This is a genomic window from Agromyces aureus (assembly GCF_001660485.1).
In the GTDB taxonomy this organism is placed as follows: domain Bacteria; phylum Actinomycetota; class Actinomycetes; order Actinomycetales; family Microbacteriaceae; genus Agromyces; species Agromyces aureus.
Map to the genome: position 1 here is coordinate 2,804,834 of NZ_CP013979.1, position 24,379 is coordinate 2,829,212.

The 24,379-nt window shown below is 71.1% G+C and carries 23 protein-coding genes; 2 read left to right on the forward strand and 21 right to left on the reverse strand.

What is annotated here, in order from left to right:
• Positions 1–44 precede the first annotated feature (44 nt).
• The 7 genes from ATC03_RS12585 to ATC03_RS12615 form a co-directional block, all read right to left on the reverse strand.
• Positions 45–1,439, reverse strand: a complete 1,395-nt coding sequence (locus ATC03_RS12585) for a pyridoxal phosphate-dependent decarboxylase family protein (RefSeq protein ID WP_067877583.1) — start codon at positions 1,437–1,439, stop codon at positions 45–47.
• 158 nt (positions 1,440–1,597) lie between these two features.
• Positions 1,598–2,383, reverse strand: coding sequence for an SseB family protein (locus ATC03_RS12590; RefSeq protein WP_067877587.1), 786 nt, complete (start codon positions 2,381–2,383; stop codon positions 1,598–1,600).
• Positions 2,384–2,435: 52 nt separating this feature from the next.
• Positions 2,436–3,185: a bifunctional 1-(5-phosphoribosyl)-5-((5-phosphoribosylamino)methylideneamino)imidazole-4-carboxamide isomerase/phosphoribosylanthranilate isomerase PriA gene (gene priA, locus ATC03_RS12595; protein ID WP_067877590.1), complete on the reverse strand. Its 750-nt coding sequence runs from the start codon at positions 3,183–3,185 to the stop codon at positions 2,436–2,438.
• Between the two features lie 126 nt (positions 3,186–3,311).
• Complete coding sequence (hisH, locus tag ATC03_RS12600) at positions 3,312–3,950, reverse strand: imidazole glycerol phosphate synthase subunit HisH (RefSeq protein WP_067877593.1); 639 nt, start codon at positions 3,948–3,950, stop codon at positions 3,312–3,314.
• Positions 3,947–4,561, reverse strand: coding sequence for an imidazoleglycerol-phosphate dehydratase HisB (gene hisB / locus ATC03_RS12605; protein ID WP_067877596.1), 615 nt, complete (start codon positions 4,559–4,561; stop codon positions 3,947–3,949). The genes hisH and hisB overlap by 4 nt, the downstream gene beginning before the upstream one ends.
• A gap of 35 nt (positions 4,562–4,596) precedes the next feature.
• Entirely contained in the window at positions 4,597–5,685 is a 1,089-nt protein-coding gene (locus ATC03_RS12610) for a histidinol-phosphate transaminase (RefSeq protein ID WP_067877599.1), read from the reverse strand.
• Positions 5,686–5,769: 84 nt separating this feature from the next.
• Positions 5,770–6,165, reverse strand: a complete 396-nt coding sequence (locus ATC03_RS12615) for a LysM peptidoglycan-binding domain-containing protein (RefSeq protein ID WP_084003473.1) — start codon at positions 6,163–6,165, stop codon at positions 5,770–5,772.
• A 273-nt stretch (positions 6,166–6,438) separates the two neighbouring features.
• Here ATC03_RS12615 and lexA point away from each other — a divergent pair, with 273 nt between their 5' ends.
• Positions 6,439–7,131, forward strand: a complete 693-nt coding sequence (gene lexA, locus ATC03_RS12620) for a transcriptional repressor LexA (RefSeq protein ID WP_067877603.1) — start codon at positions 6,439–6,441, stop codon at positions 7,129–7,131.
• Positions 7,132–7,183: 52 nt separating this feature from the next.
• Here lexA and ATC03_RS12625 read toward each other — a convergent pair whose 3' ends face one another.
• The 4 genes from ATC03_RS12625 to hflX form a co-directional block, all read right to left on the reverse strand.
• Entirely contained in the window at positions 7,184–7,759 is a 576-nt protein-coding gene (locus tag ATC03_RS12625; RefSeq protein WP_067877606.1) for a dihydrofolate reductase family protein, read from the reverse strand.
• A 117-nt stretch (positions 7,760–7,876) separates the two neighbouring features.
• Positions 7,877–10,225 carry a 5-methyltetrahydropteroyltriglutamate--homocysteine S-methyltransferase gene (metE, locus tag ATC03_RS12630; RefSeq protein ID WP_067877609.1) on the reverse strand — a complete coding sequence of 783 codons (2,349 nt, stop codon included), beginning with the start codon at positions 10,223–10,225 and terminating at the stop codon, positions 7,877–7,879.
• Positions 10,222–11,208: a methylenetetrahydrofolate reductase gene (locus ATC03_RS12635; RefSeq protein WP_067877612.1), complete on the reverse strand. Its 987-nt coding sequence runs from the start codon at positions 11,206–11,208 to the stop codon at positions 10,222–10,224. The genes metE and ATC03_RS12635 overlap by 4 nt, the downstream gene beginning before the upstream one ends.
• A 223-nt stretch (positions 11,209–11,431) precedes the next feature.
• Positions 11,432–12,955 carry a GTPase HflX gene (gene hflX, locus ATC03_RS12640; RefSeq protein WP_067877615.1) on the reverse strand — a complete coding sequence of 508 codons (1,524 nt, stop codon included), beginning with the start codon at positions 12,953–12,955 and terminating at the stop codon, positions 11,432–11,434.
• 79 nt (positions 12,956–13,034) lie between these two features.
• Here hflX and ATC03_RS12645 point away from each other — a divergent pair, with 79 nt between their 5' ends.
• Positions 13,035–13,643, forward strand: a complete 609-nt coding sequence (locus ATC03_RS12645) for a class I SAM-dependent methyltransferase (RefSeq protein ID WP_067877620.1) — start codon at positions 13,035–13,037, stop codon at positions 13,641–13,643.
• A 111-nt stretch (positions 13,644–13,754) separates the two neighbouring features.
• Here the strand turns inward: ATC03_RS12645 and dapF are convergent, their stop codons facing one another.
• From dapF to ATC03_RS12695, 10 genes are all read right to left on the reverse strand, one after another.
• On the reverse strand, positions 13,755–14,636 hold the full coding sequence (gene dapF, locus ATC03_RS12650) for a diaminopimelate epimerase (RefSeq protein ID WP_067877623.1): 882 nt from the start codon (positions 14,634–14,636) through the stop codon (positions 13,755–13,757).
• Between the two features lie 4 nt (positions 14,637–14,640).
• The gene (miaA, locus tag ATC03_RS12655) at positions 14,641–15,561 is read right to left on the reverse strand and encodes a tRNA (adenosine(37)-N6)-dimethylallyltransferase MiaA (protein WP_067877626.1); all 921 of its coding nucleotides are present in this window, start codon (positions 15,559–15,561) and stop codon (positions 14,641–14,643) included.
• A 16-nt stretch (positions 15,562–15,577) separates the two neighbouring features.
• Positions 15,578–17,101, reverse strand: a complete 1,524-nt coding sequence (miaB, locus tag ATC03_RS12660) for a tRNA (N6-isopentenyl adenosine(37)-C2)-methylthiotransferase MiaB (RefSeq protein ID WP_232338882.1) — start codon at positions 17,099–17,101, stop codon at positions 15,578–15,580.
• A gap of 189 nt (positions 17,102–17,290) precedes the next feature.
• The gene (locus ATC03_RS12665; RefSeq protein ID WP_067877630.1) at positions 17,291–17,908 is read right to left on the reverse strand and encodes a regulatory protein RecX; all 618 of its coding nucleotides are present in this window, start codon (positions 17,906–17,908) and stop codon (positions 17,291–17,293) included.
• Between the two features lie 37 nt (positions 17,909–17,945).
• Entirely contained in the window at positions 17,946–19,019 is a 1,074-nt protein-coding gene (gene recA / locus ATC03_RS12670) for a recombinase RecA (protein WP_067877633.1), read from the reverse strand.
• Positions 19,020–19,336: 317 nt separating this feature from the next.
• A complete protein-coding gene (locus ATC03_RS12675; RefSeq protein ID WP_067877635.1) occupies positions 19,337–19,567 on the reverse strand; it encodes a DUF3046 domain-containing protein in 231 nt (76 codons plus the stop codon).
• An 86-nt stretch (positions 19,568–19,653) separates the two neighbouring features.
• The gene (locus ATC03_RS12680) at positions 19,654–19,962 is read right to left on the reverse strand and encodes a helix-turn-helix domain-containing protein (RefSeq protein WP_067877639.1); all 309 of its coding nucleotides are present in this window, start codon (positions 19,960–19,962) and stop codon (positions 19,654–19,656) included.
• Between the two features lie 204 nt (positions 19,963–20,166).
• Positions 20,167–20,691, reverse strand: a complete 525-nt coding sequence (locus ATC03_RS12685) for a CinA family protein (RefSeq protein ID WP_067882119.1) — start codon at positions 20,689–20,691, stop codon at positions 20,167–20,169.
• 34 nt (positions 20,692–20,725) lie between these two features.
• Positions 20,726–21,346 (reverse strand): CDP-diacylglycerol--glycerol-3-phosphate 3-phosphatidyltransferase, encoded by a 621-nt coding sequence (gene pgsA, locus ATC03_RS12690; protein WP_067877642.1) that lies wholly within the window; start codon positions 21,344–21,346, stop codon positions 20,726–20,728.
• Between the two features lie 77 nt (positions 21,347–21,423).
• Positions 21,424–24,357, reverse strand: a complete 2,934-nt coding sequence (locus tag ATC03_RS12695) for an FtsK/SpoIIIE family DNA translocase (protein ID WP_067877646.1) — start codon at positions 24,355–24,357, stop codon at positions 21,424–21,426.
• Positions 24,358–24,379: the final 22 nt, after the last annotated feature.

The following is a 24,379-nucleotide window of genomic DNA, read 5'->3' on the forward strand; positions in this document are numbered from 1 at the left end:
GTCGGGCCCGCGACGGCGAGATCCGCACGGTGCTGCGGTCGGGATCAGCGCGCCAGCACCCGACGGACGGCGTCGAGTGCCGAGGCGACGGCTGCGGCATCCGTCGCCCGATTGCTGACCGAGAACCGCAGCACGTCGCGGCCCCGCCAGGTCGAGGGATGCGCGAGCGCGACGCCGTCGTCGTCGAGGGCGCGTGCGATCGCCGCCACGTCGCGGCCCTCGAACCCGGCGCAGACCTGCGTGAACACGACGTCGTTCAGCACCTCGACGCCGTCCATGCGGCGCAGTCCGTCGGCGAGCGCGAGCGCCGAGACGGCGAGCCCGTCGACGAGAGCGGCGACGCCCGAGCGCCCCAGCGTGCGCAGCGCCGCGTAGGTGGGCACCCCGCGCGCCCGACGCGAGAGCTCGAGCACCCGGTCGGCCGCGTCGATGCCGGTCGCGGCGGCCGGCAGGTAGGCGGCGTGCATCGTCATCGCGGCCACGAGCGGTGCCGGATCGGCGACCGCGACGATGCCGGCGTCGTAGGGCACGTTGAGCGTCTTGTGCGCGTCGGTCGCCCAGGAGTCGGCCAGCTCCGCCCCCGCCACGAGGTGGCGCAGCCGCCCGCTCGCCGCCGCCCACAGTCCGAAGGCGCCGTCGACGTGCACCCACGCGCCGGCCTCGTGCGCGATCGCGATGCACTCCTCGAACGGGTCGGATGCCCCGGAGTGGATGTTGCCCGCCTGCAGGCACACGATCGCGGGGCCGCCGGCGCCAGGGCCCTCCGCGAGCGACGCCGCGAGTGCCGCCCCGAGCTCGCCGGGCCGCATGCGCCCCTGGTCGTCGCTCGCGACGTCGATCGGCCTGCCGAGACCGAGCCAGCGGAGCGCGACATCCACCGACGGATGATGCTCGTCGCCCGCGAACACGCGGATGCGCGGCGCGCCCTGGATGCCGTCGACCGCGTCGTCCCACCCGACCCGCCCCAGCACGGCGTGACGGGCCGCCGCCAGCGCGACGAGGTTCGCGGTCGTCGCCCCGGTCGTGAAGCCGGCGACCGTGCCGTCGGGCAGGCCGAGCAGGTCGCACGTCCACTCGGCCGCGAGCTCCTCGGCCGCGTTGACACCCGGCGTCACCTCCCGGAGCGCGGCGTTCTGGTCCCATGCCGTGACGAGCCAGTCGGCGGCGAGGGGCGCGGGCGCGGTGCCCCCGATCACCCAGCCGAAGAACCGCGGCGACTGCATCGCGATGAGGCCCGGTTCGACGGCCGCGCTCAGCGCCTCGACGACCTCGGTCGCGTCGATGCCGTCGTCGGCGAGTTCGCGCCCGAGCGCGTCCTTCACGTCGTCGATGCCGGTGGTCGGCGCGATCGGCCGGTCGGGCAGCGCGTCGAGCCAGTCGCGTGCGAGCCGCGCGGCGGCGTCGAGCGGCCGGTGGAACTCGTCGGCGGGTCCGGGCATCGTCGCTCCCCTCAGCGCGATTCTCCACCCGCGAGCGGCGTGCGGCAACCGGCCCGGGTCCCGCCGCGCCGAGCACGACGTTGCATGCGCGCCGGTCTGGTCGACGGTCCGGCCGACGGTCGGCGCCGATGGTCGGGCCGCTGGTCAGGGCCGTCGGTTCAGGATGCCGCGCGCAGGCGGACCTTGAGCGAGTCCGCGCCCATCGCGATGACGTCGTCGGCCGCCCAGCGCTGCGCCAGGCGTGCGAGCACCGCGTCGAGGTCTCCCCGCTCCAACCCGGCGACGAGCTCGAGCTCGACCACGAGCTCGGGTCCGACGAGGCGCGCGTCGGGGTCGCCGTCGACGAGTTCGACCCCGAGCACCGCGAGCTCGCTCGAGATCGACCGTGCGAATGCCTCGCGGATCGGCTCGGACTCGGAGGCCGGGCGCCAGTCGTGGCTCTGCGCGACCGACCACACGGCGGCCCGCCGCAGCCCGAACTCGGTCTCGGACCCGGGATCCAGCACGACCCGGTCGGTGCCGTCGTCGGCCGCCGCGAGTGCGACGCGCACGCCGTCGGCCGGAACCGGGCGTGCGATCGGATTCCAGCGCCGCATCGCGTCGACCGAGCTGAACACGGGCAGCACGGCACGGCCGTCGGGCCCCTGCACGGTGACGATCGAGAGCTCCTGGCTCTTCTCGATCGCGTGCCCGTGCTCGCCGATCTCGGTGCCGCCGTCGCCGAGTTCGGCGAGCAGCGGGATCAGCAGCCGCGAGGTCGCGAACGCCTGCACGACGTCGACCTTGCCCCCGTCGCCCGCCCGGAACCGCGCCAGTGCGGCGACGAGGTGCGGCGGCGCGCTGCCGTCGTCCTGCGCGTGCGCATTCTGCTCGAACGACCGGCCGGCCCACGGCGTGCCCGCCGAGTCCGCGCGACCTCCGGCCGCCAGATGGTCGGGGATCATCGGGCCAGGGCCAGGGCCAGCGCCAGCGCCTGGGGCGTCGTGCGCGTGGGGGTCAGTGGGACGCGACATCCAGCGCCTCGGGCAGCGTGAACGCGCCCGCGTACAGCGCCTTGCCGACGATCGCGCCCTCGAGGCCGAGCGGCACGAGTTCGCGGAGCGCGGCGATGTCATCGAGGCTCGAGATGCCGCCGGAGGCCACGACCGGCCGGTGCGTGCGATCCATGACCTGGCGCAGCAGGTCGAGGTTCGGGCCCTGGAGCGTGCCGTCCTTCGTGACGTCGGTCACGACGTACCGGGCGGCGCCGGCCTCTTCGAGGCGGTCCATGACCTGCCAGAGGTCGCCGCCGTCCTTCGTCCAGCCGCGTGCCGCGAGCGTGGTGCCGCGCACGTCGAGTCCGACCGCGATCGCCTCGCCGTACTGCGCGATGACGGAGGCGGCCCACTCGGGGTTCTCGAGGGCCGCGGTGCCGAGGTTGATGCGCTTGGCGCCGATCTCGAGCGCGTGCTCGAGCGACTCGTCGTCGCGGATGCCGCCAGACAGCTCGACGTTCACGCGACCGCGCACCTGTCGGATGGCCTTCTTCAGGATGCCGCCGTTGGAGCCGCGCCCGAAGGCCGCGTCGAGGTCGACGAGGTGGATCCACTCGGCGCCCTGATCGGCCCAGTCCACGGCCGCATCGATCGGGTCGCCGTAGTTCGTCTCGGTACCGGCTTCACCCTGGGTGAGTCGCACGGCCTTGCCGCCCGCGACATCGACCGCCGGCAGCAGCACCAGGCGGGGGGTCTTGTTGAACTCGCTCATCACTGTCCTCGGAATCGGATGCCTCAGAGTGCGGCATCGGCACAGTCACAGAATCCTAGTCCGCACGGCTGGGTGCGCTCGGATCGTGTGACACGTCGTGTGACGCGCAGGTCGCTCGCGCGGCGTTCAGCCGAGCGACCGCAGCCAGTTCGACAGCAGTCGGATGCCGGCGTCCGCCGACTTCTCGGGGTGGAACTGGGTCGCCGACAGCGGCCCGTTCTCGACCGCGGCGAGGAACGGCCCGCCGTGCTCGGCCCAGGTGAGTCGCGGCTTCGGGAACGGCGGCATGACGTCGAGGCTCCACTGCTGCGCGGCGTACGAGTGCACGAAGTAGAAGCGCTCGTCGCCGATGCCCTCGAACAGCACCGAGTCCTCGTCAGGCGCGACGGTGTTCCAGCCCATGTGCGGCAGCACGGGCGCCGGCAGCTCGGTGACGATCCCCGGCCACTCGCCGAGACCCTCGGTGTCGGTGCCGCGCTCGACGCCGCGCTCGAAGAGCACCTGCATGCCGACGCAGATGCCGAGCACGTGGCGCCCGCCTGCGAGCCTGCGGTCGATGATCTCGTCGCCGCGAACCGACTTCAGCTGGTCCATGACGGCCTTGAACGCGCCGACGCCCGGCACGAGCAAGCCGTCGGCCTCGAGCGCCGCCGTGCGGTCGGACGTGACCTCGACCTCGGCGCCGGCGCGCTCGACCGCCTTCGCGGCCGAGTGCACGTTGCCGGAGCCGTAGTCGAGCACGACCACGCGCGGCGTTCGGCTCACAGGGCGCCCTTCGTCGACGGGATCCCGCTCACGAGCGGGTCGTACGCCTTGGCCTGGCGGAACGCGCGCGCGAACGCCTTGAACTCGGCCTCGGCGATGTGGTGCGCGTCGCGCCCGCCGAGCACGGTCACGTGCACGGTCAGCCCTGCATTGAAGGTGATCGCCTCGAAGACGTGCCGCACCATCGATCCCGTGAAGTGGCCGCCGATGAGGTGGTACTCGAACCCGGCGGGCTCGCCGGTGTGCACGAGGTACGGACGGCCGGAGATGTCGACCACGGCCTGCACGAGCGCTTCGTCGAGCGGCACGAGCGCGTCGCCGTAGCGCGAGATGCCGCGCTTGTCGCCGAGCGCCTGGCGGATCGCCTGGCCGAGCACGATGCCGACGTCTTCGACCGTGTGGTGCACATCGATGTGGGTGTCGCCGCTGGCGCGCACCGTGAGGTCGGTGAGCGAGTGCTTCGCGAACGCCGTGAGCAGGTGGTCGTAGAACGGCACCGAGGTCTCGATGTCGCTCACGCCCGTGCCGTCGAGGTCGATCGAGAGGTCGATGCTCGACTCGCTCGTCTCGCGCTGCACGCGCGCGGTGCGCGAACCGTTCGAAGTGGTCATGATTCCATCCTAGGCAGCAGGGCTCGGGCGCCGGTTCAGACGACGGATGCCGGCGCGAACGCGGCGATCGCCTCGAGGAATGCGGTCGTCTCGGTCTCGGTCCCCGCGGTGACCCTGAGGCATCCGGGCAGGCCGATGTCGCGGATCAGGATGCCGCGTTCGAGCAAGGCCTCGAAGACCGCGTGCGGATCGTCGACGCCGCCGAAGAGCACGAAGTTCGCTCCGCTCCGGTACGCGTGGAACCCCAGGCGGTCGAGCTCGGCGACGATGCGCTCGCGCTGCCCGCGGATCTCGTCGACCATCGCGAGCATCTGGTCGGAGTGCGCGAGCGCGCCGAGCGCTGCCGCCTGCGTGAGGGCCGACAGGTGGTACGGCAGGCGCACGAGACGCAGCGCGTCGACGACGGCCGGGTCTGCGGCCAGGTAGCCGACACGCGCGCCCGCGAAGGCGAACGCCTTGCTCATAGTGCGCGACACGACGAGACGTGGACGGTCTTCGAGCAAGGTGAGCGCGCTCGGAGTGCCGGGGTCGGCGAACTCGTGGTACGCCTCGTCGACCACGACGATGCCGCGCGCCGCGTCGGCGACCGCCGTGATCGTCTCGATCGACAGCGGGGTGCCCGTCGGGTTGTTCGGCGCGCAGAGGATCACGATGTCGGGGTCGTGCTCGCGAACGGCTGCGACGGCCGTCTCGGGGGTGAGCTCGAACTCGGCATCGCGCGGCGCCCCGATCCACTCGGTGCCGGTGCCGGCCGAGAGCAGGCCGTACATCGAATAGGTGGGCGCGAACCCGAGTGCCGTGCGACCCGGGCCTCCGAAGGCCTGCAGCACGTGCTGGAGCACCTCGTTCGAACCGTTCGCGGCCCAGATGTTCGATTCGTCGAGGCTGTGGCCGAGGTAGCCCGCGAATGCGCGACGGAGGTCGGTGAACTCGCGGTCGGGGTACCGGTTCAGCTGCAGGATCGCGGCGGCGACGCGGGCCACGATGTCGTGGGCGACCGCTTCGGGGATCGGATGCGTGTTCTCGTTGACGTTGAGCGCGACCGGCACGCTCTTCTGCGGTGCTCCGTACGGAGCGCGGCCGCGGAGGTCGTCGCGGATGGGCAGGTCGTCGAGGGAGGTCACCCGATCAATGCTAGCGAGCACCGACCGGCACCTCGGGCCGCGGTGACGCACGGCGACCATGCCGGTGGCCCCGGCGGGATGGGCCTACGGCTGAGCCGGAAGTGCGAGCCGCTGTCCGGGCTGCACGACGCTGTCGTCGAGCCCGTTGAGCCGCATGATCTCGTCGATGACGTCGCGGGGGTCGGCCTGCGGTGCGAGCGACTCGGCGATGCTCCACAGGGATTCGCCGTCGGCGACGGTGAGGTAGGCGAGGTTCGCACCGGTCGCACCGTCGACCTCGGCCACCGCACCCCCGCTGCCCAGCACCAGGGAGGCCACGAGCAGCACGATCGGGATCGCGGCGAGAGCGGTGAACACCGCGCGCCCGCGGCGCGTGAGCCGCAGTCGGCTTCGACCGACGGCGCTTTCGCGCGCGCCACCGAACGTCGTGGAGCTCTCGGCGTACGAACCGTACGAACCGGCGACCAGCACTGCACTCATCTCGCACCTCCTGAGGTGATTCGCATCCGACCCTCGGCCGGGAGGGCCGGATGCGAAACTCTGTTCCGAACATACCTTCGAATTTCGAACGACGCAAGCATCCCGTGCGGACGAACTTCGGCCTCGGATCTCGCGACTCACTCGAACAGATGTTTGCCGCACCCCTGCGGGGCGGATACAGTTTCGAATGTCCGACGACAGTCGAACAGACACCACCGACATCCGTTTGCGGGCGACCGTCCGAACGAGCGGAGCTGAAGAGGAGCGACGACGATGAGCACCGAACTCGACGACCTGCGCGAGTCCGGCCGCAGCCGCCGCCGCAAGAGCCTCAGCGCGAAGCAGATCGCGATCCTCGAGGTCATCCAGCGATCGGTCGCCGGGCGCGGCTATCCGCCGAGCATGCGCGAGATCGGCGACGCGGTCGGCCTCTCCTCCCTGTCGAGCGTGACCCACCAGCTCAACCAGCTCGAGCTCGCCGGCTACCTGCGCCGCGACCCGAACCGTCCCCGCGCCCTCGAGGTGCTCATCGAGCTCCCGGGCGTCGAGTCGCGCACCGCCTCGAGCGGCGAGTCGGCACCGGTCGTCGGCGACGCCGCGATGGTCCCACTCGTCGGCCGCATCGCCGCGGGCGTGCCGATCACGGCCGAGCAGCAGATCGACGAGGTGTTCCCGCTCCCCCGCCAACTCGTCGGCAAGGGCGAGCTCTTCATGCTCAAGGTCGTCGGCGACTCGATGATCGACGCGGCCATCTGCGACGGCGACTGGGTCGTGGTGCGTTCGCAGCGCACGGCCGAGAACGGCGAGATCGTCGCGGCCATGCTCGACGGCGAGGCGACCGTCAAGGTCTTCCGCCAGCGCGACGGCCACACGTGGCTGCTCCCCCGCAACAGCGCCTTCGAACCGATCCTCGGCGACGCGGCCGAAGTGCTCGGCAAGATCGTCGCCGTGCTCCGCGCGGTCTGAGCGAGTCGCAGTACTCCGCGCGGTCTGAGCGAGTCGCCGTGATCCTCGCGGTCTAGTCGGCCTGACCCGTGCCGGCGTCCGACAGCCGTCTCGGCACGTATCGCATGGCCACGACGCCCGAGCGGTACTCCTCGCGACCCACGAGCTCGAGGTCGAGCGGTTCGTCGAGTCCGGCGAGCAGCGACGGCCCGTGGCCGACGACCCGCGGGTGCACGACGAACTCGTACTCGTCGATGAGGCCGAGCCGCGCGAGTTCGGTCGGCAGCATCACGCCGCCCGTGAGGATCCTGCCGCCCGGCGCCTCCTTGAGTTCGCGCACGGCGGCTTCGAGGCCGCCCCGAACGAGCCGCGCGTTCCAGTCGACCGAGTCGAGCGTGCCCGAGACGACCACCTTCGGGGCCGCATCGATGACGCGAGCGAACGGCTGCGTCCACTCCGGCATGCCGGGCGGCCCTGGCTGCCGCCATGCCTCCTCCATCATGAGGTAGGTCACCCGCCCGAAGAGGAGCAGGTCGGCCTGTGCGAGCAGGTCCGCCGACCGACGGTGCAGCTCCTCGTCGACCAGGCCGACGCGGTGGTCCACGCAGCCGTCGAGCGTGACGTTGATCGAGTAGGTGAGCGAGCGCATGACGCCGAGGGTACCCGCCGACCGGCGGCACGGCGAGGGGCGGATGTCGCGTGGCCCGCGACATCCGCCCCTGCATGTTCCGGCCGCCTGCGGCCGGCTGCGCTCCCGCCGGCTGCGCTACACCGCGGCGACGCTCAGCGACGCGCGCACGGCCCTCGTCGCCGCGATGATGTGCCCGAGCGAGGCCACGGTCTCGTCGTACCCGCGCGTCTTCAGGCCGCAGTCGGGATTGACCCAGAGCCGGTTCGCCGGGATCTCGCGCACGGCGCGTTCGAGCAGGGTCGTGACCTCGTCGATGCTGGGCACGCGCGGCGAGTGGATGTCGTAGACGCCCGGGCCGATGCCGTGATCGAACCCGCTCGTCGCGAGGTCGTCGACGACCTCCATGCGGCTTCGCGCGGCCTCGATCGACGTGACGTCGGCGTCGAGGTTCTTGATCGCGTCGATGATCACGCCGAACTCCGAGTAGCAGAGGTGCGTGTGCACCTGCGTCGCGGATGCCGCGCCCGCCGTCGCGAGCCGGAACGACCCGACCGACCAGTCGAGGTAGGCGGGCTGGTCGGCGAGTTTCAGCGGCAGGAGCTCGCGCAGGGCGGGCTCGTCGACCTGGATGATGCGGATGCCGGCGGCCTCGAGGTCGGCGATCTCGTCGCGCAGCGCGAGCGCGACCTGGCGCGCGGTGTCGCCGAGCGGCAGGTCGTCGCGCACGAACGACCACGCGAGGATCGTGACCGGTCCGGTGAGCATGCCCTTCACATGCTGCCCGGTGAGCGACTGGGCGTACTCCGCCCAGGCGACGGTCATGGGCGCCGGCCGTGAGACGTCGCCCCAGAGGATCGACGGGCGCGTGCAGCGCGAGCCGTACGACTGCACCCAGCCGTGCTCGGTGACGGCGAATCCGTCGAGCAGCTCGGCGAAGTACTGCACCATGTCGTTGCGCTCGGGCTCGCCGTGCACGAGCACGTCGAGACCGAGGTCCTCCTGGAGGCGGATGACGCGCTCGATCTCGTCGCGCATGAGGCCGTCGTACGCGTCGGCCGTGATGGTGCCGCCGACCAGGCCGGCCCGCGCGCGCCGGATCTCACCGGTCTGCGGGAACGAGCCGATCGTGGTCGTCGGCAGCTCGGGCAGGTCGAGCGAGTCCTGCGCGAGCAGGCGCTCGTCGTAGTCGGCACGGCTGAAGTCGGTCGGCTGCAGCACCGCGAGGCGCTCGCGCACCGAGGGCACGCGCACGCCGGGTGCTCCCGCACGGTCGGCGAGAGCGACGGATGCCGCGTCGAGCGTCTCGGCGATGGCACCGCGTCCTTCGGCGAGCCCGCGTGCGAGCGCGGCGACCTGGGCGACCTTCTGGTCCGCGAACGCGAGCCAGCTCACGAGTCGCGGGTCGAGCTTGGACTCGTCGTCGACGTCGTGCGGCACGTGCAGCAGCGAGGTCGACGTCGAGACGGCAACCGAGCCCGAAAGCGACTGCACGGCCTCGACCCGGGCGAACGCCGCCGCGAGGTCGCCTCGCCAGATGTTGTGGCCGTCGACCACGCCCGCGACGAGCGTCTTCGCGGCGAGCGACTCGGCGGTCGCGGGGTCGAGGTCGTCGAGTGCGTCGGGCAGCGAGCCGCGCACGAGGTCGAGGCCGATCGCCTCGACAGGTGCGGCCGCGAGCGCGGGCAGGGCGTCGCCGAGCGAACCGTAGGGGGCCGCGACGAAGATCGCCGGGCGGTCGTCGGCGGCGCCGAGCACATCGTAGGCGGCGGCGATCGCGGCGATGACCCGAGCTCGCGGCTCGTCGATGCTCTCGCTCACGAGCGCAGGCTCGTCGAGCTGCACCCACTCGGCACCGGCTGCGGCGAGCTCCGCGAGCAGCTGCGCGTAGACGGGCACGAGCTCGTCGAGGCGGTCGATGGGGCGGAACCCGGCCGGCGCGTCATCCGCCGCCTTCGCGAGGAGGAGGAACGTGATGGGGCCGACGACGACCGGTCGCGTGAGGAAGCCGGCGTCGCGCGCCTCGACGAACTCGGCCACGATGCGCTCGGCGTGGAGCTCGAAGCGCGTCGTGGGCGAGATCTCGGGCACGAGGTAGTGGTAGTTCGAGTCGAACCACTTCGTCATCTCGAGCGGTGCGTCGTCGCCCTCACCGCGCGCGATGGTGAAGTAGCCGGCGAGGTCGACGCCGCCATCGGCGCCGCGCAGGCGCTCGAACCGGGCGGGGATCGCGCCGACCGCGACCGCGGCGTCGAGCACCTGGTCGTAGTACGAGAACGACTCGGGGATCGCCGAGTCGGCGCGGCCGAGCCCCAGCTCCGCGAGGCGCTCACGGGTCGCGGAGCGAAGGCCGGCGGCCGTGGCCTCGAGCTCCGCGGCGTCGATGCGGCCGGCCCAGAACGACTCCACCGCCCGCTTCAGTTCGCGGCGGCGCCCGATCCGCGGGTAGCCGAGGATCGTTCCGGTGGGGAAGGGTCGTGCGGTCATCGTGAGAAGTTCCTCTCGTTGGCGAGCTGGCGTGGTGCGGCGATCCCGAGCCGGTCGACGACGTCGAGCACGGCTTCGTGACGGTTGTAGGTGTAGAGGTGCAGGCCGGGAGCGCCGCCCTCGAGCACCTCGGCGGCGAGCCGGGTGACGAAGTCGATGCCGAGCTCGGTCTGCGCCGCGGCGTCGGACTCGCGCTCGAGCGCGAGGGCGAAGTCGGCGGGCGGCCGCACGCCCGTGAGCTCGGCGAGCCGCGCGAGGCGGGCGGGCGTCGTGGTGGGCATGATGCCCGGCAGGATCGGCATCGTGACACCGGCGGCGCGGGCGAGTTCGACGAAGCCGAGGTACTCGTCGGCCTCCCAGAAGAGCTGCGTGATCGCGAGGTTCGACCCGGCGACCTCCTTCGCGAGCAGGATGTCGACGTCCTGCGAGAGGTCCTTCGACCGCGGATGTCCCGACGGGAACGCCGCGACCGCGACCCGCGTCGTCCGCGAACGCTCGCGGATGCGACTCGCACCCGGGTTGCCCGCGACGGCGACCTGCTGGAACGGCTCGCGCTCCTGCTGCACCCGGTGGATGAGCTGCACGAGCTCGGACGCGGTCGCGAGGTCGCCGAGCGGCGCGTCGGGGTCGGCGCCGACGGGCGGGTCGCCGCGCAGCGCGAGGAAGCTGCGGATGCCGGCGTCGAGGAACCGGCGCACGAGCTCGTTCGCCTCGACGTGCGACGAGCCGACGCAGGTGAGGTGCGCCATCGGCTCGATGTCGGTGTTCTCGAGGATGTACCGCAGCACCGTGAGCGAGCGATCGCGGGTGCTGCCGCCCGCGCCGAAGGTGACCGAGATGAACGCGGGGTCGACGTCGGCCAGCCGGTCGATCGTGCGGCCGAGGGCGATCGCCGCGGCATCCGTGCGGGGCGGGAACAGCTCGAACGACAGCGGGGTGCGGTCGGCCGCGGCCCCCGTCGGGTCGGTCGCGTTCGGTGCCATGCTGCGCTCCAGGGTCCGTGAACCGTGGGCGGGACGGGCACACGGGCCGCGTACCCCGGCCGTCACGGCTGGTGGTCTCGCGGGCGGGTGCCGGGCTCGGCTGTCGCTCCAGGTGTTCGGCATGGGCCGGACACGTTCGATCAGGGGCGACGATACGCCGGTTTCGCCGTCGCCGGCGAGCACTGTGACCTTGGGTGACGAACCAGGTCGTGAAGCGTCGCGATCAGACCGACGCGGATGCCGCGGTGAACCCCGCGAGCTGCGCAGCCTGCTCGGGCGAGGCGAACGCCCGCACGCGCGTGCCGGCGTCGACGTACTCGACCGAGACGACCCGGCCCGACTCGTGCAGCAGCGAGACGATGTCGCCGCGGTCGTAGGGCACGAGGAGGTCGATCTCGACCGCGGGGTCGGGCAGCATGCGCGTGATCGCCTCGAGCACCTCGTCGACGCCCTCACCGGTGCGCGCCGAGGCGAACACGGCGTCGGGGGCGAGCCCGCGCAGCACGAGCCGCTCCTCGGGCCCGACCAGGTCGGCCTTGTTGAAGACGATGAGCTCGGGGATGTCGCGTGCGCCGACATCGCCGATGACGTCGCGAACGGTCGCGATCTGCCCGGCGGGGTCGGGGTGCGCCGCATCGACCACGTGCACGATGAGGTCGGAGTCGCCGACCTCCTCGAGCGTCGAGCGGAACGCCTCGACGAGCTGGTGCGGCAGGTTGCGCACGAAGCCGACCGTGTCGGCGATCGTGTAGATGCGGCCATCGGCCGTCGTGTTGCGGCGAACGGTCGCGTCGAGCGTCGCGAACAGCGCGTTCTCGACGAGCAGGCCCGCGCCCGTGATGCGGTTCAGCAGACTCGACTTGCCGGCGTTCGTGTACCCCGCGATCGCCACGGAGGGGATCGCGTTGCGGCGGCGGTTCGCGCGCTTCGCGTCACGCGCGGGCTTCATGCCGACGATCTGCTTGCGGAGCTTCGCCATGCGGGTGTGGATGCGCCGGCGGTCGAGTTCGATCTTCGTCTCACCCGGTCCACGCGAACCCATGCCCGCGCCGGCGCCGCCGACTTGGCCACCGGCCTGCCGGGACATCGACTCGCCCCAGCCGCGCAGGCGCGGCAGGAGGTACTCGAGCTGCGCGAGCTCGACCTGGGCCTTGCCCTCGCGGCTCTTGGCGTGCTGGCTGAAGATGTCGAGGATCACCGCCGTGCGGTCGATCACCTTGACCTTGACGACGTCTTCGAGCGCACGCCGCTGGCTGGGCGCGAGCTCGGTGTCGGCGATCACGGTGTCGGCTCCGACGGCCGCGACGATGTGCCGCAGCTCCTCGGCCTTGCCCTTGCCGAGATACGTGCTGGGGTCGGGGTGCGGTCGCCGCTGCAGCAGGCCGTCGAGCACGCGGGCACCTGCAGTCTCGGCGAGGGCCGCGAGCTCGCGCATCGAGTTGTCGGCGTCGGCCTGCGAACCCTGCGAGTACACGCCGATGAGCACGACGTTCTCGAGCCGCAGCTGCCGGTACTCGACCTCGGTGACGTCTTCGAGCTCGGTCGACAGTCCGGCCACGCGGCGCAGGGCCGCGCGGTCTTCGCGCTCGAACTGGTCGCCGTCGGTCGATGAGCCGCCCGCGGCATCCGTTCGCATGATCGACGTGGCCTCGCCCGCGCCGAACCGTGCCACGCTCGCGGCGGAATCCGCGGTGCGCAGCACCCGCTCGACGGCGTCGTCGGTGGGGTGGTTCTCGGCTTCGTTCATTCTCTCAACCCTACTTCGCTCTGTCTGCTTCTGCTTCGTCGTGCCGTGCCAGCACCTCCCGGTGCGATACCGTGCTGGCATGGGCTCCGACCACTACTTCTCCGCGTCACCTCGGAGCAACGCCAGCACCCGCACCATCCGCGTTCGGCTCGCCGGCCGCGACGTCGACCTCGTGACCGCCGGCGGCGTCTTCAGCCCCGAGCATCTCGACCAGGGCACTGCGCGCCTGCTCGAGACGGTTCCCGTGCCACCGTCGACCGGAGACCTGCTCGACCTCGGCACCGGCTGGGGACCGATCGCCCTGTCGCTCGCGCTTCAGGCACCGGAAGCCACGGTCTGGGCCGTCGACGTCAACGAACGTGCGCTCGAACTCGTGCGCGTCAACGCCGCACGCCTCGGCCTCACCAATGTCAACGCGGTGCTGCCCTCCGATGTTCCCGACGACGTCGTGTTCGCCACGATCTGGTCGAACCCGCCCATCCGGGTCGGCAAGCAGGAACTGCACGCGATGCTCGAGCACTGGCTCCCCCGCCTCGCCGACGACGCGACCGCCTGGCTCGTCGTGGCCAAGCACCTCGGCGCCGAGTCGCTGCAGCGCTGGCTGGCCGACGACCTCGGCCTCGACGTCGAGCGTGCGGCGAACACGAAGGGGTTCCGCGTGCTCGCGGCGGGCCGCCCGACCGACTGACCAGTCCGAGCCGCCTGACCTGCACGACCCGCCCGTCGGCTTCGGGCGGCGGCGCGCGGCATCCGCTCGCCCGGCATCATGCGGTGACGGATGTCGCGGGCCGACGTTCGATCAGGCCAGCGCGAGCACCCCGTCGAACACGAGTTCGGCCGGCCCCGAGAGCGCCACGTGCTCGCCGTCGGCGGACTCGAACATGCGCACGCCCACGACGCCGCCCGGAACCTGCACGCGCCAGACGTCGGGCGCTCCGGCCCCTGCCCAGAACCGCACGGCCAACGCGGCGGCGACGGCTCCAGTGCCGCACGAGAGCGTCTCGCCCGAACCGCGTTCGTGCACGCGCATGCGGATGCGGCCGACGCCCGCCTCGACGAGGGGCTCGGCCGGAACGACGAACTCGACGTTCGCGCCCGCATCGGGAACGGGGTCGAGGATCGGGAGGTAGGCAAGATCGAGGCCCTCGAGCTCGTCGTCGTCGGCGAGGGCCACGACCACGTGCGGGTTGCCGACGTCGATGCCGAGGCCCGGACGCGCGACGGAGAGCCCCTTGGCGCGCACCAACGGCTCGCCGCCGTCGCGGCGCCAGACGCCCATGTCGACCTCGAACCCGTGCTCGGAGAGGCTCACCCGTCGCACGCCGGCGCGGGTGCCGATCGCGATCGACTCGCCCGGGGCGAGGTCGACCAGGCCTTGGTCGATGAGAAAACGCGTGTAGACGCGCACGCCGTTGCCGCACATCTCGGAGACCGAGCCGTCGGCGTTCCAATAGTCCATGAACCAGACGGCCGCTGCGTCTTCGTCGAGGGCGGATGCCCCGTCGCCGAGGTTCTCAGACCGCACCGCGCGGATCAGGCCGTCGCCGCCGACGCCGAAATGGCGGTCGCAGACGGCCGCGATCTGCGCGGGAGAGAGCACGGTGTCGCCGTCGGGATCGGCGAACAGCACGAAGTCGTTGCCGGTGCCGTGGCCCTTGGTGAAGCGCAGGTCGAAGGACATCTGCTCAGTCTATGGCGGCCAGGAGGGCGAGCTGACGGCCCTTGACCACGGTGTCGGTCGCATCGAGTTCGACCGCATCGCGGTACCGCCGGAACCAGCCCACCTGCCGACGCGCGTACGTGCGGGTGAGCTGCTGCGTCTCGGCGATGGCGTCGTCGCGCGTCGTGCGCTCCTGGAGCTCGGCGAGGGCCTGCGCGTAGCCGATGGCCCGTCGCGCGGTGACGCCCCGCTCGAGTCCGAGCGGCACGAGGTCGCGCACCTCGTCGACGAGGCCGTCGTGCCACATGCGCACGACCCGCGCGTCGAGGCGTTCGACGAGCTGGGCCCGATCGGCACGCAGGTGCACGATGCGGTGCCGGCGCCACGCGACGGGCTCGTCGGGCAGACGCGCGGCCTTGGGTTCGCCCGTGACCTCGATCACCTCGAGCGCCCGGACGATGCGGCGCCCGTTCGCGGCGTCGACGCCCGCGGCGGTCTCGGGATCGATCTCGCGGAGCCTCGCGTGCAGGAGGCCCGCGCCGAGCTCGACGAGCTCCGCCTCCAGGCGCGCGCGGACGACGGCGTCGGTGCCGGGAAACCGGAAGTCGTGGATCACCGACGAGACGTACAGCCCCGAACCGCCGACGAGGAGCGCCACGCGATCGCGCCCGATGATGTCGTCGATGCTTGCGCGCGCATCACGCTGATATGCGGCGACGGATGCCTCGTCGGTGACGTCGAGCACGTCGAGGAGGTGGTGCGGCACACCGAGACGCTCGTCGAGCGAGAGCTTGGCCGTGCCGATGTCCATGCCGCGGTACAGCTGCATGGCGTCGGCATTGACGACCTCTGCCGTGCGTCCGACGCGCGCGAACGCCTCGGCGAGATCGAGCGCGAAGTCGGACTTGCCGGTGCCGGTCGCGCCGACGACCGCGATGAGGGTCACTGCGGTTCCTTCGCGCTCAGCGGAGGTCGTCGTCGACGTCGTAGATCGGGAACGTGCCGAAGCCCGGCTTGATGAGCGGCTCGCTCGTGGCCGGCAGCACGCGCACCGACGGCAACCCGAGCGAGACGCGCGCGGCGCCCCCGCTGGACGTGCCGGCGCCCGGACCCGCGGGCACGCCGCAGCTCTCGGCCTGCGCGCGGTCCCACGCGTCGCCGGAGCGCGTGCGACGGACCGCGAGCGGCGAATCGTCGGTCGAGTCGGCGATGAGGTGGAACGGTGCGGCCTGCGTGATCGTGACGCTCACGACGTCGCCGGGGCGCGGCTGCTCGCTGCCGGCCGGAACCTCGAAGTGCACGAGCCGGCTGTCTTCGGCACGGCCGCTGAGGCGGTGCGTCTCGGCGTCCTTCTTGCCCTCGCCCGTGGAGACGAGCACCTCGACGCGGCGGCCGATGAGCCGCTGGTTCTCCTCCCAGGAGATGCGGTCCTGCAGCGCCGTGAGGCGCTCGTAGCGCTCCTGCACGACCTCCTTCGGCACCTGCTCGTCCATGGTCGCCGCGGGCGTGCCAGGGCGGATCGAGTACTGGAAGGTGAACGCCGAGGCGAAGCGGGCCGCCTCCACGACGCGCATGGTCTCGAGGAAGTCCTCTTCGGTCTCACCGGGGAACCCGACGATGATGTCGGTCGAGATGGCCGCGTTCGGGATCTTCGCGCGCACGCGGTCGAGAATGCCGAGGAACTTCTCGGAGCGGTACGACCGCCGCATGGCCTTCAGAATGCGGTCGGAGCCCGACTGCAGCGGCATGTGCAGCTGCGGCATGACGGCCGGGGTCTCGGCCATGGCATCGATCACGTCGTCGGTGAACGCCGCCGGGTGCGGGCTCGTGAAGCGGATGCGCTCGAGGCCGGTGATCTCGCCGGCCGCGCGCAGCAGCTTGCCGAACGCCTGCCGGTCGCCGAACTCGACCCCGTAGGAGTTGACGTTCTGGCCGAGCAGGGTGACCTCCATGGCGCCGTCGTCGACGAGCGCCTGCACCTCGGCGAGCACCTCGCCCGGCCGTCGGTCCTTCTCCTTGCCGCGGAGCGAGGGCACGATGCAGAAGGTGCAGGTGTTGTTGCAGCCCACCGAGATCGAGACCCAGCCGCTGTACGTGGAGTCGCGCTTGGTGGGCAGCGTGGACGGGAAGACCTCGAGCGCGTCGAGGATCTCGAGCTGGGCCTCGTCGTTGTGGCGCGCACGCTCGAGCAGGCTCGGCAGCGAACCCATGTTGTGCGTGCCGAACACCACGTCGACCCACGGGGCCTTCTCGAGGATGACGTTCTTGTCCTTCTGGGCGAGACAGCCGCCGACGGCGATCTGCATGCCCGCGTGGCGGCGCTTGACGCCGGCGAGGTAGCCGAGGTTGCCGTAGAGCTTGTTGTCGGCGTTCTCGCGCACGGCGCACGTGTTGATGACCACGATGTCGGCTTCGGCGCCGTCGGCTGGCACGTATCCGGCCGCCTCGAGCGAGCCGGAGAGCCGCTCGGAGTCGTGCACGTTCATCTGGCATCCGAACGTGCGCACCTCGTAGGTGCGCGGCACGGCGGCGTCGGTCGTCTCGGCATTGGCCGGATCAGTCGCGATGAGCTCAGCGGTGACGTGCTCGGCGGTGGCTTGATCGGCGGTGACCTGCTCAGTGGTGGCGGAATCGCCGACGATTGCCTCGTGAATGGTGCTCATGATCGCACCAGTTTACGAGCCATCGGCTGCAAGAACCGCGGTCACCACCTGTCGAACCACATCGCCGCCGTAGCCGCGTCGCTGCAGGAACGCCGAGAGGCGCCGTTCCGCGGTCTGACGGTCGAGTCCGCGCAGCTGCCTCGCCCGCCGCTCGGCCGTGGTGCGCGCATTGTCGAACTCCGTCTCGGGGTCGAGGTCGGCGATGGCGGTGCGAGCCTCGTCGGCATCGATGCCCCGCCGGGTCAACTCCTGGAGGATCGCACCGCTCCCCTTGCCGCGACGCTCGGAGTTCACGTGCACGAGTTGTTCGGCGAGCCGGGCGTCGTCGAGGTACCCGAGCCGCTCGTACCGCTCGATCCACTCTTCGATCTCGGTCTCGTCGAGCCCGTGCTCGACGAGCACTTTGCGCACCTCGGCCACCGAGAGCGACGAGCGCCGCAGTCGGGACACGACGAGCCGGTCGATGCGATCGTCTCGCTGCTGCCCCGTCTCGGCCGGCTGGTCCTCGTCGTCGTCAACCGGAGCGCGTCGACCGCGCGACGGGCGAGAACCCTCACCACCGGCAGACGCTCCCGGCGTCGCCCAAGGAAGATACGAGACCGGGGCGAGGTGCTCCGACGCGTCAGTCATCACGCTTCCCCTCCCCGGTCTCGTTCGTCACAGCGACTCAGGCGCCCTTGCGCGCCTGCTTCGGCGCGATGGATTCGACATTGTTCGGCGCAGCTGCGGCCGCCTCGGCGCCCGCCTTGCCGACGCCGAGCTTGACGAGGATCTTCTGCTCGATGTCGGCCGCGATGTCGGGGTTGGACAACAGGAAGTTCCGGGCGTTCTCTTTGCCCTGGCCCAACTGATCGCCGTCGTAGGTGTACCAGGCACCGGACTTCTTGACGATGCCCTGGTCGACGCCGAAGTCGATGAGGCTGCCCTCGCGCGAGATTCCGGTGCCATAGAGGATGTCGAACTCCGCCTGCTTGAAGGGCGGCGCCATCTTGTTCTTGACGACCTTGACCCGGGTGCGGTTACCCACCGCCTCGGTACCGTCCTTCATGGTCTCGATGCGGCGGATGTCCAGACGCACCGAAGCGTAGAACTTCAGGGCCTTGCCGCCCGCGGTCGTCTCGGGGCTGCCGAAGAAGACGCCGATCTTCTCACGCAGCTGGTTGATGAAGATCATGGTCGTGTTGGTCTGGCTGAGACCACCCGTGAGCTTTCGGAGCGCCTGCGACATGAGTCGCGCCTGCAGGCCGACGTGGGAGTCGCCCATCTCGCCCTCGATCTCTGCGCGAGGAACGAGCGCCGCAACCGAGTCGATGACGACGAGGTCGATGGAACCCGAGCGCACGAGCATGTCGGCGATCTCGAGCGCCTGCTCACCCGTGTCGGGCTGCGACACGAGCAGGGCATCGATGTCGACACCGAGCTTCTTCGCGTATTCGGGATCGAGCGCGTGCTCGGCATCGATGAACGCCGCGATGCCGCCTGCTCGCTGGGCGTTGGCGATCGCGTGCAGCGTGAGCGTGGTCTTGCCCGAGGACTCGGGGCCGTAGATCTCGATGATGCGGCCGCGCGGGAGACCGCCGATGCCGAGCGCGATGTCGAGCGCGATCGAACCGGTGGGGATGACCTCCACGGGCGCGCGGTCTTCACTGCCGAGGCGCATGACCGAGCCCTTGCCGAACTGTCGGTCGATCTGTGCGAGCGCGGTTTCGAGCGACTTCTCGCGGTCTGCGGGTGATGGCATGGTGGGCTCCTTCGTAGCTGATGCGGCTGCCTCTAGGCTGTCGTTCCACGTTGCGGGCCGTGACCCGCGGCGTCTTGCGACAAGGCGTTGCGGTGTGTTCCGACGTCTGAACCGTATGGCCGGCCACCGACATCCACGGGGCTGGGCCGTCGGGATGTGGAGAGCCGCGTCGTGCCTCCTGCTGTGGAGGAGCCTATCGTCCGATCCGAACGGATGTTCGAACGACGCGCCGCGTGTCGAACACGTGTTCCCCAGACGGATCGCGCATTCGGCGACCGGCCGTCAGATGACGCATGAACGCGCCGAGGATCAGCGAGTCAGCGCGCAGCCGAGGGATCCGAACGCCCAGCACCGTGTCGGCGCTCCTCGGGCACGTCGGCAGCGTCGCAGAGCGCGAGCCACACCGTGCGGGCCTGAACGCCGGCGGCGAGCGCCTCGCGCGCCGTGCGGCCTCCTGCTCCGGCGAGCACGAGGTCGTTGACGACGACCGCACCGTACCCCGCCCCGAACTCCTGCTCGACGGCGATCTGGAACTCACTCAGCTTCAACGGTTCTCCTGGGCATCACGGAGGTGGAACGGGCGAACGGCCGGTCTCCTGACCGGCCGTTCGGAATCATCGCGGGGTGTCGTGGATCAGCGAACCATCAAGCCGGCGTCGAACTCGGCGACGAGCTCGTCGGAAAGGCTGTCGGGCACGACCGAGAGGCTCTCGAGCACCGCGAGACGGTCTCCGACCTCGTGCATGATCACCGAGATGGGCGTGTCGAGCGCATCGGCGACCGAGGCGAGGATCTCGGAAGAGGCCTCCTTCTGACCGCGCTCCACCTCGCTGAGGTAGCCGAGCGCCACGCTGGCCTTGGACGCGACCTGACGAAGCGTGCGGCCCTTCTGCAGTCGGAAGTCCCTCAACACATCGCCGATCTCCTGTCGAACCAGAACCATCGGGAACCTCCTTCAATCTGCCTGCGACTCCGCTGGAGTCGGAAACGGGAGCGTCAGTCTACCTGAATCTCACTTCGTCCAACCTAGCGTCGCACACTGGGGCTTTCGTGTGAACCTGCAGGATGTAACAGGGTCTTCATGTGGAGTATTCCGGCGAGGAGCCACCATCTCCGGCACGGCGCGCCGGGTCTGCGCCCGACGCGCTCAGGACGACGGATCGGATGCGCCGATGCCCGCGAGCACGGCCTCGACGGCCATCGCGACCGCGGCATCGACTGTCGCGCGACGGATCTCGTCACGCCCGCCTTGCAGCGCGAGCTCACGCACCTCGGTGCGGTTGCCGAGGGAGACCGCGACGAACACCAGACCCGGGCGCTTCCCGTCCTGCGGGTCGGGACCGGCGACACCGGTCGTCGAGACGCCGACCGCCGCGGGTACTCCGTCGACCGCGAGCACACGGCGCACCCCCTCGGCCATCGCGGCCGCGACGTCCGGATGGACGGCGCCCTCGCGCGCCAGCAGTTCGGCCGGAACGCCCAGCACCGACTGCTTCACGGGCGTCGCATAGGCGACCACTCCCCCGTGCACCACAGCGGATGCACCGGGCACGCGCACGAGCTCGGCCACGACGAGGCCGCCGGTCAACGACTCGGCCACCGCGATGCTCAGCCCTCTGGCGGTGAGGAGTGCGACGAGCTCGGCGGCTGCGTCGACGTGAGGCCGCGGCATCCGCTCGTCCATGCGCCTCGACGACCCGTCGCGATCAGCGGCCGGTGCCGGCCGGGCCGTCGGTGCGCTGGCTGCGCGCCAGGCGGATCGCGTCGCGCACGTAGAGCAGGCCCGACCAGAGGGTGAGCACGACGGCCGCGGTCATCAGCACGACGTTGACCCAGTGGATCCAGTCGCCGAAGATCGTCCAGAGCGGCACGAGCGCGAACGAGATCGCGACCGCCTGCACCACGGTCTTCAGCTTGCCGCCGGATGACGCGGGCACGACGTTGCCGCGTCGGAGCTCGACGAGCCGCCACACCGTGATGCCGACCTCGCGGACGACGATGATCGCCGTGACCCACCACGGCAGCTCGCCCAGGATCGAGAGGCAGACGAGGGCACCGCTCGTGAGGAGCTTGTCGGCGATCGGGTCGAGGATCTTGCCGAGATCGGTGACGAGGCCGCGCGAACGCGCGATGTGGCCGTCGATGCCGTCGGTCGCGATCGCGACGATGAACAGGACCGCCGCCCACCAGCGGAGGGCACCGTCTGCCCCGTCGTCGACGAGGAGCATCCAGAAGAAGATCGGCGCGAGGAGGATGCGCACGATCGTGATGGCGTTCGGAAGGTTCCAGTTCGCCGATCGCGAGGGGCTTCCGGCGGAGGAGGTCATACCGGCAAGGATAGCGGGATGCCGCGGGCGGGCTCTCGCCCGGCTCGAGAATCGCGGGCCTGACCCGCGACCGTCGGTCAGTCGCGGCCCGTGAGTCCCCAGGCGTCTTCGTCGGAGTCGCCCTCGATCTCGGGCAGGCCCTGCGTTGCACGAGCGACCGGATCGCCGTCGTAGCGGTCGTCGGCGTCGTACCCCTCGGTCGGCGACGGACCCGTCGGAACCGCCGCTGCGGGTGCAGCAGCGGGCGAAGGCGCCGCAGGACGGCCGGCCGGCTCCTCGCCGCGCAGTCGCGCGAGCACTCCGGGCAGTTGATCGGCGGTCACGAGCAGGTCGCGCGCCTTCGAACCCTCGGAGGGCCCGACGATCTCGCGCGACTCCAGGAGGTCCATGAGGCGGCCGGCCTTGGCGAAGCCGACGCGGAGCTTGCGCTGCAGCATCGACGTGGAACCGAACTGCGTCGAGACCACGAGTTCGGCCGCGGCGAGCAGCAGTTCGAGGTCGTCGCCGATGTCGGCATCGATCTCTTTGCGCTCGACGGAGGCCGCGACATCCTGGCGGTAGTCGGGTCGGGCCTGACGCGTCACGTGCGTGACGACCTTCTCGATCTCGGCCTCACTGACCCACGCACCCTGCACGCGCACCGGCTTCGACGCGCCCATCGGCAGGAAGAGGCCGTCGCCCTGGCCGATGAGCTTGTCGGCCCCGGGTTGGTCGAGGATGACGCGCGAGTCGGTGACGCTCGTGACCGCGAACGCGAGCCTCGACGGGACGTTCGCCTTGATGAGGCCCGTGACGACGTCGACCGACGGCCGCTGCGTGGCGAGCACGAGGTGGATGCCGGAGGCCCGGGCGAGCTGCGTGATCCGGACGATCGAGTCCTCGACGTCGCGCGGGGCGACCATCATGAGGTCGGCCAGCTCATCGACCACGACGAGCAGGTACGGGTACGGCTTCAGCTTGCGCTCGCTGCCGGGCGGCAGCACGATCTCGTTGTTGACGACGGCCTTGTTGAAGTCGTCGATGTGGCGGAACCCGAACGACGCGAGGTCGTCGTAGCGCATGTCCATCTCTTTGACGACCCACTGCAGCGCCTCTGCGGCCTTCTTGGGGTTCGTGATGATGGGCGTGATCAGGTGCGGGACGCCGGCGTAAGGTGCGAGCTCCACGCGCTTGGGGTCGATGAGCACCATGCGCACGTCGGAGGGCTTCGCCCGCATGAGCAGCGACGTGATCATCGAGTTCACGAAGCTCGACTTGCCCGAGCCGGTGGATCCGGCGACGAGCAGGTGGGGCATCTTCGCGAGGTTGGCGACGACATGGCCGCCGCCGACGTCTTTGCCGACGCCGATGGTCATCGGGTGCTTGGCGTGCGCCGCGGCGCCCGAGCGCAGGATGTCGCCGAGCGTGACGATCTCGCGGTCGGCGTTCGGGATCTCGACGCCGATCGCGCTCTTGCCCGGAATCGGCGAGAGGATGCGGACCTCGTTCGACGCGACCGCGTAGGCGAGGTTCTTCGAGAGCGCGATGACCCGCTCGACCTTGACGCCCGGCCCGAGTTCGATCTCGTACTGCGTGACCGTCGGGCCTCGACTGAAGCCCGTGACCTTGGCGTCGACGCCGAACTGGTCGAGCACGCCCGTGATCTGCCGGACCACTTCGTCGTTGGCCGCCGAGCGCGACTTCGCCGGTGCCCCGGCCGCGAGCGTGGATGCCGCAGGAAGGTTGTACGGCCGGTCGGGCTCGTCGGCGTCGGGCGTGCCGACGGGCGCCGCTTCGGAGACCGCCGAGCCGCCGGCGGCGGCCGCAGCACCGGGCACGTCGCCCTCGAACACCGAGAGCACGCCGGTGGCGCCGGCGTCGTCGTCTTTGAGGGCCGTGCCGCCGCGCGGCACGTCGCCCGTGAAGTGCTGCAGGGCCGACTCGGCCCGCTGCAGGTCGTCGAGCACCTCGGCGCCGTAGGCCGTTCCGCCGCCCGCGCCGTCGATGGGCGAGTCGAACGCACCGGCTCCCGGCGCCTCGCCGAACACCGCCGTGAGCCCGTCGGCGCCGGGCGCCTCGAACTCGGGGTCGACCTCGCGGTTGGACTCGTTGCGGCGCCACCACGGCAGCATGCCGGCCTTGCCGCCGTCGGCGTCGTCGCCATCGGCCGCATCGAGCGAGTCGAGCCCGTCGAGCTCGACCGGCACCGACTTGCGCCCGCGCTTCGGCTTCTCGGCGTTCGCGCGCTCGGCGACCGCGGCCTCGTCGGGCTCGGGGGCGCCGAACAGCCAGGCGTACAGCTCGCGGAACCGGGCCGGGATGCGATTCGGCGGGGTCTTGGTGATGATCAGGAGCGAGAGCAGCAGGAGAACGATGACGGCGATCGTCGCGCCCACCTGCGTGATGAGCAGGGCGAGCGGCTCGGCCAGCATCCACCCGAGGATGCCGCCGGCGCGCGCCAGCACCGGCATGCCCTCGCTGGGCGCCGGGCGCCCGCCGAAGAGATGGCACAGCGCCGAGACCGACAGCAGCAGGATTCCGAGGCCGATGCCGATGCGCGTGTTGTCGTGCACCGAACTCGGGTGCCGGAACAGCCACACGGCGAACACGAGCAGGATCACGGGCAGCGCGAAGGCCACCCGGCCGAACAGCCCGCCGAAGGTCCAGGTGTCGAACGCCTGGGCGAGGGGCTCGTTGATGAAGAACCACTCGACGACCGCGCCGACCAGGGCGAGCAGCACGAGGAAGAACGGCAATCCGTCGCGCCGCTCCTCTTTGCTGAGCGTCTCGGGGCCGAGCGCGCGCGCGGCGCCGCCCGTGACGTGCGCCAGGCCCATCCACATGCGCACGAGGAGATTCGGACGATCGGATGCCGCGGCCGCCCCCTTCGCGGAGGTCGCGCGCGTGGTCGTGGCGGGCAGCTTCTTCGTCGGCGCGGTCTTCGCGCTCGACGCCTTCGCACTCGTCGACCTCGAACCCGCGCGCGCGGGCGTGCCGGAGGCACGTCCGTTCGACCTGGTGCTCGTAGCCATAGGTCTACGTTAGGGCCGACCG

Bases quoted from the DNA above. Each gene is read 5' to 3' on its own strand.
- ATC03_RS12585 (WP_067877583.1), bottom strand. From the start codon at position 1,439: ATGCCCGGACCCGCCGACGAGTTCCACCGGCCGCTCGACGCCGCCGCG.
- hisB (WP_067877596.1), bottom strand. From the start codon at position 4,561: ATGACCACTTCGAACGGTTCGCGCACCGCGCGCGTGCAGCGCGAGACG.
- recA (WP_067877633.1), bottom strand. From the start codon at position 19,019: ATGCCATCACCCGCAGACCGCGAGAAGTCGCTCGAAACCGCGCTCGCA.
- ATC03_RS12680 (WP_067877639.1), bottom strand. From the start codon at position 19,962: ATGGTTCTGGTTCGACAGGAGATCGGCGATGTGTTGAGGGACTTCCGA.
- pgsA (WP_067877642.1), bottom strand. From the start codon at position 21,346: ATGACCTCCTCCGCCGGAAGCCCCTCGCGATCGGCGAACTGGAACCTT.
- ATC03_RS12625 (WP_067877606.1), bottom strand. From the start codon at position 7,759: ATGCGCTCGCTCACCTACTCGATCAACGTCACGCTCGACGGCTGCGTG.
- dapF (WP_067877623.1), bottom strand. From the start codon at position 14,636: ATGTCCTTCGACCTGCGCTTCACCAAGGGCCACGGCACCGGCAACGAC.
- metE (WP_067877609.1), bottom strand. From the start codon at position 10,225: ATGACCGCACGACCCTTCCCCACCGGAACGATCCTCGGCTACCCGCGG.
- ATC03_RS12685 (WP_067882119.1), bottom strand. From the start codon at position 20,691: ATGCCGCGGCCTCACGTCGACGCAGCCGCCGAGCTCGTCGCACTCCTC.
- ATC03_RS12645 (WP_067877620.1), top strand. From the start codon at position 13,035: ATGGGCTCCGACCACTACTTCTCCGCGTCACCTCGGAGCAACGCCAGC.
- ATC03_RS12695 (WP_067877646.1), bottom strand. From the start codon at position 24,357: ATGGCTACGAGCACCAGGTCGAACGGACGTGCCTCCGGCACGCCCGCG.
- hflX (WP_067877615.1), bottom strand. From the start codon at position 12,955: ATGAACGAAGCCGAGAACCACCCCACCGACGACGCCGTCGAGCGGGTG.
- ATC03_RS12590 (WP_067877587.1), bottom strand. From the start codon at position 2,383: ATGATCCCCGACCATCTGGCGGCCGGAGGTCGCGCGGACTCGGCGGGC.
- lexA (WP_067877603.1), top strand. From the start codon at position 6,439: ATGAGCACCGAACTCGACGACCTGCGCGAGTCCGGCCGCAGCCGCCGC.
- ATC03_RS12635 (WP_067877612.1), bottom strand. From the start codon at position 11,208: ATGGCACCGAACGCGACCGACCCGACGGGGGCCGCGGCCGACCGCACC.
- miaB (WP_232338882.1), bottom strand. From the start codon at position 17,101: ATGAACGTGCACGACTCCGAGCGGCTCTCCGGCTCGCTCGAGGCGGCC.
- ATC03_RS12665 (WP_067877630.1), bottom strand. From the start codon at position 17,908: ATGACTGACGCGTCGGAGCACCTCGCCCCGGTCTCGTATCTTCCTTGG.
- ATC03_RS12615 (WP_084003473.1), bottom strand. From the start codon at position 6,165: ATGAGTGCAGTGCTGGTCGCCGGTTCGTACGGTTCGTACGCCGAGAGC.
- priA (WP_067877590.1), bottom strand. From the start codon at position 3,185: ATGAGCGAGTTCAACAAGACCCCCCGCCTGGTGCTGCTGCCGGCGGTC.